Here is a 12122-nt window from a genome sequence, read left to right on the forward strand (position 1 = left end):
CAAACGACGGCCATGCAGCCGCCCGCATCGGCAACGCTCTGCCACAGGCCCATGCCGATCGCCCCGGTGCCCATTTGAGCTGCCGCTTGCTGGCCGACGTATATCGGTTCATCCTTGTGGATACGCTGGCCGTGAACTGCGTAGCGAGATCACGCCGTCACGGCCCCTAGTGGGGTCTTGTTCGATGGACTGCTCGGGCTGCGGTTTCGAGGTTGATGACGGCTTCGCCTTCTGTCCGAAATGTGGCAGGCGCCAGCCCGCGCCATGCGCCAGTTGCGGCTACCTCTGCGCACCGGATTTCGAGTTCTGCCCGAAATGCGGGACAAGCGTCGGTGCGCCCGCCAAAGCCGTCGAACGGCCTGCTGCGACACCAAGCCGGACCATTGTGCCGCCGTCTCGAACGCCGTCGCTGCTCGCGAACATCGAAGGCGAAGATGGGCTGCATCCCGTCTCTGACGCCGATCGCCGGACGGTAACGGTCCTGTTCGCCGACCTTTGCGGCTTCACGACACTCAGCGAGCAGCTCGATCCCGAGGTCATGCAAGCGCTGCAGAACGAACTGTTCAAGGAATTGACGGCGGCCGTGCGAAACTTTGGCGGTTTCGTCGACAAATTCATCGGTGATGCACTGCTCGCTTTGTTCGGCGCGCCGGTCGCGCATGAGGACGATCCGGAACGTGCGCTTCGCGCCGCTCTCGACATGATAGCCCGGACGGCGCGGCTCGGCGAAAGCGCCCGCCACTCCGGTACGCCTCTGTTGCTCCATATCGGCATAAACACCGGACCGGTCGTCACTGGCGGATTGGGCATCGGCACCGCCAAATCCTATTCGGTGACCGGCGATACGGTGAATACGGCGCAACGCCTGCAATCGCTGGCCGCACCGGGTGAGGTGCTGGTAGGCGAGCTCACGCACAGGCTGACCCGGCATGCCTTCTCCTACGAACCGCTGGGTGATGTCGTGCTGCGCGGCAAGGCTGGCAGTGTGCTCGTCCATCGACTGGATGCACCGCTTGCGGCGCCGCGTGCAGCGCGTGGGCTCGAGGCACTCGGCCTCAGCGCGCCGATAATAGGTCGTGGCGCGGAGCTTCACAGAATGCTGGCGGGCCTTGACCAGGCGTGCGGCGGCTCGGCCCAACTTGTCCGCCTCGTCGGAGAAGCCGGCATCGGGAAATCGCGGCTGGTGAAAGAGTTCGTCGCCCGCGTCGGCGACGAGGATCGTTTTCGCAACGTCGCCGTGCGGCAGGCCACGTGCTCACCGCTGGGCGAACAATCATTCGGCGCCTTGGGCGCGGTGGTGCGCAGCGCTGCCGGGATGATGCAAAACGACAATGGGGACGAGATGCGGGGGAAGCTCGCAGACTTGCTTGCCGATCTCGGCCTGCAGGGCGAAGAAGCAAAACGGCTGATGCCTTTGCTCTACCATGTGCTCGGCCTTGGCGACCCCGATGCCACCTTGCAGCATGTCGAGCCCGAGCAGCTGCGGCGGCAAATTCTCTACGCCGTCCGCACAATCATCGAGCGGCGGCTTGCCTTGTCGCCGCTGTTGATTGTCGTCGAAGACCTGCATTGGGCCGACGCCGTGTCGCTCGAGGCACTCCGTTTCGTCATGGACAGGTTGGAGCGCACGCGGTTGATGTTGCTGGTCACGCATCGTCCGGGGCCGGACAACGGCCAGCTAGACTCAAGTCGGGTCAGTCACACGGCGCTCAGGCTTTCGCCGCTCAACAGGGATGACGGACGCAGCCTGCTGGCGGCGCTTCTCGGCGAGAGTTGGGTAAACTCCGCAGGAAGGCTTCTCGACCAGATCCTCGAGCGCGCGGGCGGCAACCCGCTTTTTGTAGAGGAGATCGTTCGCGGCCTTATCGATCGCGGTGCACTGATGCGCGAGGGCCAGCGATGGCGGACTGCGGCGGGCGAAGTCGCAACCGACATTCCCGCCACCATCCAGGCAATGTTGCTTGCTCGCGTCGACCGGCTGCCCCAAGAGGTGCGCCGGTTGGCCCAGGAAGCGGCGGTAATCGGCCCGCGCTTCGATGCCACGCTTCTGAAAACCGTGACGGCCGACCCCGGCCGGCTGGAAGCCGGCTGCGAACTGCTTTGCGATGCGGAAATCATCGAGGAAGTTGCCGGATCAGGCTCGGTCTCGTCGCAAAGCTACCGCTTCACGCAAACATTGCTGCAGGACGTGATCTACCAGAATCTGCTCCTGCAACGCCGGACCGACATCCACGGGCGGGTCGGTGCCGCCTTGGAGCAACTATACGGCGACAAGCCGGAACGGCTCGAGGATTTGACCGTGCTCGGTCATCATTTCGCACTGAGCGCCGAGCGGGAGAGAGGCGCGCGCTACCTGCAGGCGGCGGGTGACCGCGCTCGCATGATATACGCCAATGACGACGCGCTTCGTCTCTACGAGCGGGCACTGACCGCGTTGGGCGCAATCGGGCAAACACCGCTCAAACTGGCAATTGCAGAGCGCATTGCCGATTTGAGCGGCCCGGCAGGCCGCCGCGAGATCGCGCACCAGCATTACGAGACCGTGCTGCAGGCATACCGCGGGTCAGCCGATCGTGTCGCTTCGGCGCGCGTTTTGCGCAAGATCGGCAGGCTGCTCTGGGACGTCGGCAAGCGGGACAACGCAGAATCCCGCTACGCCGAAGCGGCAGCGCTCCTCGAGGGAGCGGATGCCCCGGTCGAGCAGGCGCATCTCTGGCAAGAGCGTGGCCGGCAGGCGTTCCGCAGCGGGGATCACGCTCTCGCGGCAAAATGGGCGGACGCGGCGCTGGATTGCGTAGGCAGTCTGACAACGGAGCATGTCTCCGAGGTGGGGCGCGATGCGACTCTGGTGACCGCCGAGGCACTCAATACCAAGGCTGTCGCGCTGGCTCGCCTGGGGCGAAACCATGAGGCCGTGCGTCAGGTTGAGCGCAGCATCGAATTGGCCGAAGCCGCCGGTCTGCTGGGCGCTGCGTGCCGTGGCTACACCAATCTCGGCGTGCTTTACACGACCATCGATCCGGCACGGGCGATCGAAGTCTGTCGGCGCGGTCTCGACGTGGCGCGCCGTATCGGTGATTTGGGCTTCCAGGCGCGCCTGTTGGCCAATCTGGCGGTCGCTTGCTGTACCTTCACGGATCGCTGTCCGACAGAGGGCGTGCCTGCCGCAGAGAAGGCCATCGAGATCGACCGGGCACTCGACCAGCGCGAGCACCTGCCGGTGCCGTTGATCGTGCTGGGGCAGATCCACCAATGCAACGGCCGTCCGGAACTGGCGGTTGGCCTGTTCCACGACGCGCTGGACGTGGCCCGCGAAACGGGCGAGCCCCAATTGCTGTTTCCGTGCTATGATGGTCTCGCAACGCTTAATCTCGACCTCGACAATCTGCCTGAGGCCGAGCGCTACTTTTCCCTGGCGCAGGGTATATGCGCCCAGCACGGGCTCGACCCGGAATCGCTCGTGGTGCTACCTTTTCTCGACTAGCCGGGGTTGGAGGTAGAAATGTCCGCGCCTAGTGACTTGGTACCGCTTCAACCGGGTGACCGCGCGCCGAACGTGATACTCGACGCCATTACCCAGGAAGGCAAGATCGCCCTTGACGACTTTCGCGGGCAAAAGCCGGTGCTGGTCGGCCTGTTTCGAGGTCTGCATTGCGCGTTTTGCCGGCGCCATATCGCCGCCCAAGCGCGGCTCGATCCTGAGCTGCGCGAAAAGGGTGTGGAGAGCCTGACGGTGGTCAACACGCCGATCGAACGGGCGCGTCTCTATTTCCGCTACCACCCGATGCCGAATCTGCTTGCTGCCTCCGACCCAGAACGCGCCTCACATCGCGCTTTTGGACTGCCCAATCTGGAGTTCACCGAAAACGAGACGAACTGGCCCTACAAGGTCGCGATGGCAGCGGCAAAGGGCTTGCGGGTCGACATACCAGGCGTGCTGCCCGGCCCAATGGATCCTTTTGCGGCCGGCGAGTTCCTCGAGAAGAAGGACCCCTATGAAGTGACCGAAGCCGACGAACAGATGATGGCAACGGGACACGGACAACTGGTCGGTCAGTTCCTGCTCGACCGGCAGGGGATCGTGCGCTGGAGCTTCACGGAGGTTCCGGAGGGTGGGCGATACATGTTTGGGGCGCCAAACCCACGGGAGCTGATGTCGGCCGTGTCGCAAGTCGCCCAATAGGCAAGTTCACCGTTCATCGAGCACGGCCTCGACAATGGCAACAAAGTCATCAAGCGAGCGATCCCCGCGAATCTCGATGCGTGGAAGGTCGATGGGATCACCATCGAGGCCCGCCGGCCCGTGTCTGCCGCCGAAGCCGATCCGATAGCCGCACTCCCTGGCCAGCCGACCAAGCCGTCGGTCGGTTACAGAGAAGGGTGCCGTGAACGCCGTGGTCGGCCGACCAGTCCATCGTTCGATGAACATACGAGAGCGCAGGAGCTCGGCGGCCAAGTCGGAGCTCGACAGACCATCGATCGCGCGATGCGTCGCCATATGGCTTCCGAAGAAGGCACCCTCACCGGCGAGGCGTCGCACCGTTCCGGCGCCCATAAGCGGCGTCGGCGGCCCGCTGTGGGCGTCCCACCGTGCACTTTCACCCACAAGGTCCGTCACCAGGAACACTTCCGCGGTCAGGTCGTTGGCGCGCAAGATCGGCCAGGCATGGTCGGCAAAGTTCTGGAAGCCGTCATCGAAGGTGATGAGCACCGGGCGGCCAGCGAAAGGCTCACGCTCGGCGATGGACCATTCCAGCTGCTCGGACGCAATCGCGTGAAAGCCATTGGCGCGCAACCATGCCATCTGGCTGCCGAACGCGGCGGGTGTGCACCGAAAACGGGCGAGCGCGGCCGGACCATCATCGGCGATGCTGTGATACATGAGGACAGGGACACGCTGCCGCCGCTCGCTGCGGGCGACGTCGCGGCGCAAGGCCCGCGCCCCGCCCCAGACGATTTTTCGCGCGACCCCTATTTCGATGCGGGCGCGGATTGGCACATGATCAATCCTCGGTTCCGCCGCCACCTCGTCTGGTGACAGGCGGCGGAAGCGGTCTATGCGATAGAGCTCGGTCTGGATCGATTGCTCGAGGACGAGGCCTTCGGTCGCCGCCAGAGCCTCAGAGATCGCTTGTGCACCGAATGTGTTCCAGTCGAAGCCCGTCTTTTCAACATTGTCACGCAGCACGAATGCATGCGCGCTGATGAAACTGCCGCCAGGCGCCAACGCCTCGGCGAGTTTTCTAGCGACGCGCCGCAACTCGGCGAGATCATCCAGGTAGTAGAGCACTTCCGAACAGACGATCAGATCCATCTCGCCCGGCAGCGTATCGGCAGAGAAATCCAGTACGCCGAACTCGACATTCGGCTGATCGCTGCATCGCGCGCGCGCCCGCCCGATGGCTACGGCGGAGATGTCAGTTGCGGTCAAATGGCCCACTCGCGGCGCCAGCTGCCGCGTGAAGTGGCCCTCCGCGCAGGCCAGCTCAAGCGCCCGTCCGATGGCACCGCCAGGCAGAATTTCGAGCTGCCGCTCATATTTTTCCTGCTCATAGGGCGAACCGTACTTCCAGGGATCCTGGGTCGCGAAATGGCGATCCCAGAACGACGTCCGATCCTTGTCGTGCCCATCCGCGGCCGGTGCACGGCGCGGCGCTGGAAGGGGTTCCATAGGCTCGGCACTCGACCGGACCAGCTCCTGCGCTTCTGCGGCCAATTGCGCGAGTTTGGCGAAGTGGCTGTCCTGATCAGACCTAGGTTCAAGCCGCTCAGTGGGCACGAAATCCTGGGTCAATTCAAGCCAATGACGCCTTGTCACTGTCCCGAGTGCGCCGAACTGCACGCGAGCCTCTATCTGGCTATCCATCATCAGCCGGGCGCAGATTTGATCTACCCCCTCCGGAAGTTCGGTCGAGGTCGGATTTTGCGCGTCGACGCGAATTCCGAGTGTCAGGGCCAGTCTGCGCGGCGCGGCAAGGTCGTCGACGTCGAGAAGCATTTGCTCAAGGAGATACTGGACGCGGCGACCCGCTGCGGGATCGCCCCAGATCTTGCCGAGTTCGACGATCAACTCTGTGATGGCCCCGCCGAACCTGTCCCACCTGGCAGCCAATTGCCCTGGCGCCGACAGGCTTCCCGCCATAAGCCCATCGAAGACCACCTTGGCTGCCTCACGCACCCACTTGCGTCCTGCCGGCAGCGCGCGCAGGGGCTGCGGGTCGATCGAGCGCGAGCCGCGGCCGCAATCCGACGCGGCGTTCCACAACGCGGTCCACGCGAGGGCTTCGGAAGCAGTACCGCCGTTCGCATTATCCTTGGCCATCGAGCTTTCGTTTTCTTCGGCAAGAGTCGGCGAATGTCAAAAACGGATGACGGCATCGGATGGCAGCTCTGTTCTGTCAAGGTCGGGGCGAATTAGAGACAGGCAAAAGACCTGGTAACAGGGCTGAATGGCAAGCGCTCATGCTCTCATAGTATGGGCCTGGGATCCTGGTGCCGGCGTTCTGCGCCCGGAATCACCGATGCCCGGTTCATGGAACGCCCGGAGACCCGGGCCGAGACCGAAATGCCCTGCCCCTGCGGCTAGTAGACACCGCCAAGTATCCGGCGCAACGATCTAGCCCGGACCGATGACGCCTTGCACCACAACATCGGCTTGTTCAAGGTAGGAGCAACGACGGATATAGATGTCGTCGCTCGCCGATTTGGCCGGAAGGTTACAGCACGATGTCACTCATGATTCCACGATTGGGAGCCAGGAACCTGGCGCGCCCGGCATGGCGTCTCGAAGATCTGACGGCGATGTTTGTCCTGATTGCCAGGCCGCTCGTCTTTGGGATCGCCCTCCTGTTGGCTGGCCCGGTACAGGCGCAGTCACCGGCGACCGTCCCGCCTGAGAGGGTCAAACAGCTGTTCGAGCTACTCGATGATCCGTCAGTGAAGGCCTGGGTGGCCGAACAACGAAAACAGGACGCGCGGTCAACAGGAACGCCTGCCGAGGCAGGCGCTTCGCCGGCCGACGCATCGTCCAGCGCCGAGGCCGCACCAGCCCAGATGAATACGATGGCATCCTCGACGCTCGATCGGATCAAACATCATATCGAAAGAATCGTGCGAACTTTGCCCTTGCTGCCAGGCCAGTTCGCGCGCGTTCGGGCACAGACCATGGAGGATATGTCCAGCAAAGGGCCTGCCGGCGTATTGGTGCTGATTACGATATTCATCGCTGCCGGCCTGGCTCTGACTTGGGCAACATACAAGCTCACCCGCCCGTTCCGTCTTTGGATCATCGCCCAATCGAAGGATACGCCCATCGGGCGAGCCAAGAAGATTGGCGGCCGCCTGCTTTATTCCAGCCTGCTGATCGTCTCGTTCGCACTGGGCAGCGCCGGCGCGTTCATGCTGTTCGACTGGCCAATGCTGATCCGCGAGATTGTGCTGACATTTCTGATGGCTGCAGTCTTCACATGGGGCGTGCGCACTTACGTTTTGGCCCTGCTCGTCCCTTCCTTCATGCACGTCGAGAACGCCGTCGAGGTTCGTGCCTTGCCGATCACCAACGAAACGGCTGACCATTGGTTCTATTGGCTACCGCGGATCGTCGGCGTCTTCGCCTTCTTCGCCGCCGCCTTTAACCTCTTGCCGGGTCTCGGCATCGATCGGGACGGAATGATGGTTCTGTCTCTGGGCGCCGATTTCGTGATGCTGTTTCTGTGGCTGCTTGCCGTTTGGCGACGACCAAGAAGGGCGGCGGATGGCGCGCACCGCAGCGGTCATGTGGGCGTGACCTGGTTATTGACTGCTTATTTCGTCGTTCTGTTCCTGGAGCGCATCGCCGGCCTGTATACATGGTTCTGGTTTACCTTCGCCGCATTCGTCCTGCCCTTGGCAATCGTGCTGACGCAGCGCGGGGTCAATTTCGTCCTGCGGCCGGGTTCGGAAGATGCTGGCCGGCCGACGATCCCGGCGGTGACAATCGCAGTCATCGATCGCGGCATCAGGATGATTTTGATCCTGGCGGCGGCTTACTTTCTCGCGCGTGTCTGGGGTCTGGATATGCAATCCATGCGGGAGAGCGATACGACGACCATGCTCATATTAAGCGGCTTGATCAATGTCGTGGTCATTGCGCTTGCAGCCGATTTCGGCTGGTCGATCATCAAAGCCTTGATCGAACGAAAGCTGGGCATCCACACACCGCATGCGGTGATCGGCGATGAGGACATCCTGACCCTCGATCCGCATCAGGCGCGGCTGCACACGCTGTTGCCGATCATCCAGAACATTCTGCTCGCGGTGATCATCGTGATGGCGGTGCTGATGATGCTCGCCTCAATTGGAATCCAGATCGGCCCGCTGATCGCCGGCGCTGGCGTCGTCGGCGTCGCCGTGGGTTTTGGCGCACAAACCATCGTCAAGGATGTGATCTCAGGCGTGTTTTATCTGCTCGACGATGCTTTTCGTGTCGGCGAATACATTTCATCGGGCAGCTATAGGGGTACGGTGGAGAGCTTTTCGCTGCGCTCGGTGAAGCTGCGCCACCATCGTGGCCCGCTGTTCACAATACCTTTCGGCGAACTGGGGGCGGTGCAGAACCAGAGCCGCGACTGGGTCACCGACAAGTTCAACGTCACCGTTGGCTATGACACCGATATCGAGCTCGCGCGCAAGCTGATCAAGCGGATAGGCCTCGAACTGGCGGAAGATCCAGAATTCAAACACTGGGTGATCGAACCGATCAAGATGCAGGGCGTACAGGAATTCGGCGAGTACGGCATCGTCTTGAGGGTCAAGGTCACAACCAGACCGGGAGGTGCCTTCAGTATGAAAGGCAGATTCTTCCTACGCCTCCGCCAGGCCTTCAAGGAGCAGGGCATCGAACTCCCATTCCCCACCGTCCACGTCCAGGGGCTGCAGAACCCACATGAGGCGGAGAATGCGCCTTTGGAAATCACGCCCGAGTTAAGAATGGCCGTCGCGCAGTCGCACACCAATCGGCGCAGAAAAAAAGCTGGCACAACGGAGTAGAAAAGCTGGGAACCTGCCAGTCACGGTGCAGCTTTGCGCGCATCGCCCGTGGCAGGATACTCTTTTATGTTCAACTGTTTAAGACGAAAAAGTACTGTCACGAGCCTCACCTACCCTGACGGTAGCTTGAAGGAACCGGCTGGCAGCATGCCGGTCTTGATGGGGCTCTAAGTCAGTCGTGCCCGGGTCGTGCGCGGCGTGGCCAAGAGCAGGCTGGTTTCGCTGCCTGTTATGCCGGCTATGAGGCGGATGCGCCGTAGCACCGCATCGAAATCGGTCAGTGATGCGGTCCCGAGTTCGACCACCAGATCCCAGCGGCCATTGGTGGTATGGATGGTCGAGACTTCGGGGAAGCCGCCCAGTGCCCGCACCACGCGGTCGGCGGCATGGCCCTCAATCTCGATGAGCATGATGCCGCGGATGCGCTGATCGACAGCGTCGGCGCGCAGGACCACCGTGTAACCAATGATGTCGCCGGACCGTTCCAGCCGCTCCATGCGCGCCCTGACCGTGGCGCGCGAGACGCCCAGATCGATGGCGAGATCCGACACGCTGCGCCGCGCGTCATGTCGCAGCAAGGTCACCAGCCGTTCGTCAAGCGTATCCATCGGGCGCACCCATCGAGGTTACCATTTTGATCAGTTCTGCTGCCATTATGATAGAGAATACTTTCCGGGATTGCCAATTCTGCCTATTCGTATCGCCGGCTCGCCATGATCTGCTCGCGGCTATCAGGATTTGGTCGCGGGAAAAACAATGCGTTGCAAAATCGTCGGGGCACCGGTGCAGGACGGCGCCGGCAGAATGGGCTGCGAAATGGGGCCGAGTGCGCTGAGGACCGCGGGCCTTGTTGAGGTGCTGTCCGGCCTCGGACACGTTGTCGACGATATGGGTGCCGTCCAAGCAATTCCGGCGAGGCGCGTTATGCATGGCAATCTGGCGCTGAAGGCCCTGCCCGAAATATCGGCCTGGACATCCGCCATTGCCGCAGCCGCCTACGCGGCGAGCGAGGACGCCATGCCGATCTTTCTCGGCGGCGACCATTCGATCTCGGCCGGAACCGTGTCGGGCCTCGCCCGCCGCGCCGCCGAGGCTGGGCGTCCGCTATTCGTGCTATGGCTCGATGCGCATCCGGATTTTCACACGCTCGACACCACCGCCAGCGGCAATCTGCATGGCGTGCCGCTGGCCTATGTCAGCGGTCGGCCCGGCTTCGCCGGCTACTTCCCTGACCTGCAGGAGAGCGTCGATCCCACCCGTATCTGTACTTTCGGCGTGCGCAGCGTCGATCCCGCCGAACGGGTGGCTTTGACCGAGACAGGCGTGACCGTGCATGACATGCGCGCCATCGACGAGCACGGCATGCAGAAGCTGCTGCGCCCATTCCTTGACCGCGTCGCGGCGGAAAACGGCATGCTCCATGTCAGCTTCGACGTCGATTTCCTTGATCCATCGATTGCACCGGCGGTCGGCACCACCGTGCCCGGCGGCGCCACTTTCCGCGAGGCGCATCTGGTCATGGAGACGCTGCATGATTCCCGCCTCGTCACCAGTCTCGACCTTGTCGAGCTCAATCCGTTTCTCGACGAGCGCGGCCGCACAGCCACCTTGATGGTGGACCTGACGGCCAGCCTGATGGGTCGCAGGATCATGGACCGCCCGACCAGGAGCTTTTGACCGTGATCCCCAATCTCAACATCGTGCCGTTTGTCAGCGTCGATCATATGATGAAGCTGGTGCTGAAGATCGGCGTCGAACGTTTCCTGGTGGAGCTTGCCGGTTACATCGAGGACGACTTCCGCCGCTGGCAGCTGTTCGACAAGACGCCGCGCGTCGCCTCGCACAGCGCCGAGGGCGTCATCGAACTGATGCCGACCAGCGATGGCGAGGTCTACGGCTTCAAATATGTCAACGGCCACCCGAAGAACATGCGCGAGGGTCGCCAGACGGTGACCGCCTTCGGCATGCTCGCTGACGTCCACAATGGCTATCCGGTGCTGCTGTCGGAAATGACCATCTTGACCGCATTGCGCACGGCGGCGATGTCGGCCCTTGCGGCAAAGCACCTGGCGCCGGCCGGCGCTCGCAGCATGGCGCTGATCGGCAATGGCGCCCAGGCCGAATTCCAGGCACTGGCCTTCAAGGCGCTGCTCGGTATCGACAAATTGCGCCTCTATGATATCGATCGCTCGGCGACGCAAAAATGCATCCGCAACCTCGCCGGCCTCGGCTTCGACATGACCGCCTGCGCCACCGCGCAGGAGGCGGTCGAGGGCGCCGACATCATCACCACGGTCACCGCCGACAAGCAGTATGCCACCATCCTCACCGACAACATGGTCGGCTCCGGCGTCCACATCAACGCGGTCGGCGGCGACTGCCCGGGCAAGACCGAACTGCACCGCGATATCCTGCTGCGCTCCGACATCTTCGTCGAATATCCCCCGCAGACCCGCATCGAGGGCGAGATCCAGCAGTTGGCGCCGGATCATGAGGTGACCGAGCTGTGGCAGGTGATATCAGGCACTGTTAAGGGCCGGCGCGATGCCGGCCAAATCACGCTGTTCGATTCCGTCGGCTTCGCCATCGAGGACTTTTCGGCGCTGCGCTATGTCAGGGATCAGCTGAAGTCGACCGGCCTCTACCAGGAACTCGACATGCTGGCCGACCCCGATGAGCCGCGCGACCTCTTCGGCATGCTGCTCAGAGCAACCGCAACCGAAGCTGCCGCAGCGACCTAGACTTCGGTTTACTCGGGCCGTGCGGTCGCAACCGCACAGAGCCCAGCCACATGCAAATGCGGAGGCACAGCCTGCCTCAAAGTCACGATGAGCGTCGCACCACAGCTTGACGTTTGGTTCGATTCTGTCGCCAAGAATCCGGGCAAGTCTCTGTCAGCAGATCGGCGCCCGGAGGACGCATAAGATCGTTGATTTTATTTGGTTTTTCGTGAGAAAAAAGTCAGATATGGATTTGTTCGAGGGACCGACCTCAAACCACAAGCTGCGCGACGTCCTTGGCTTCCGGCAAGAGTATGACTGGCGCACACAACGACCCGGTTGATGCCCAGACGGGTAGCGTCGTGCAGGGCGAAT

General features: G+C 62.5%; 7 protein-coding genes. 5 read left to right on the top strand and 2 right to left on the bottom strand.

What is annotated here, in order from left to right:
• Positions 1-184: 184 nt before the first annotated feature.
• Positions 185-3484 (top strand): adenylate/guanylate cyclase domain-containing protein, encoded by a 3300-nt coding sequence (locus JN279_RS31645; protein ID WP_202351145.1) that lies wholly within the window; start codon positions 185-187, stop codon positions 3482-3484.
• Between the two features lie 18 nt (positions 3485-3502).
• Positions 3503-4183 (top strand): redoxin domain-containing protein, encoded by a 681-nt coding sequence (locus JN279_RS31650; RefSeq protein ID WP_096455075.1) that lies wholly within the window; start codon positions 3503-3505, stop codon positions 4181-4183.
• Positions 4184-4189: 6 nt separating this feature from the next.
• Here the strand turns inward: JN279_RS31650 and JN279_RS31655 are convergent, their stop codons facing one another.
• Complete coding sequence (locus JN279_RS31655) at positions 4190-6322, bottom strand: SAM-dependent methyltransferase (RefSeq protein ID WP_244734208.1); 2133 nt, start codon at positions 6320-6322, stop codon at positions 4190-4192.
• Between the two features lie 404 nt (positions 6323-6726).
• Between JN279_RS31655 and JN279_RS31660 the strand changes: the two genes are divergently transcribed.
• Positions 6727-9027 (top strand): mechanosensitive ion channel family protein, encoded by a 2301-nt coding sequence (locus JN279_RS31660; protein WP_244734209.1) that lies wholly within the window; start codon positions 6727-6729, stop codon positions 9025-9027.
• 167 nt (positions 9028-9194) lie between these two features.
• Here JN279_RS31660 and JN279_RS31665 read toward each other — a convergent pair whose 3' ends face one another.
• Complete coding sequence (locus tag JN279_RS31665) at positions 9195-9635, bottom strand: Lrp/AsnC family transcriptional regulator (protein WP_095197976.1); 441 nt, start codon at positions 9633-9635, stop codon at positions 9195-9197.
• Positions 9636-9783: 148 nt separating this feature from the next.
• Here JN279_RS31665 and rocF point away from each other — a divergent pair, with 148 nt between their 5' ends.
• A complete protein-coding gene (gene rocF, locus JN279_RS31670) occupies positions 9784-10704 on the top strand; it encodes an arginase (RefSeq protein ID WP_096455073.1) in 921 nt (306 codons plus the stop codon).
• A 2-nt stretch (positions 10705-10706) separates the two neighbouring features.
• Positions 10707-11768, top strand: coding sequence for an ornithine cyclodeaminase (locus JN279_RS31675; protein ID WP_096455071.1), 1062 nt, complete (start codon positions 10707-10709; stop codon positions 11766-11768).
• Positions 11769-12122: the final 354 nt, after the last annotated feature.

Origin of the sequence: Mesorhizobium sp. 113-1-2 (genome assembly GCF_016756475.1) — a bacterium.
GTDB lineage: Bacteria > Pseudomonadota > Alphaproteobacteria > Rhizobiales > Rhizobiaceae > Mesorhizobium > Mesorhizobium loti_C.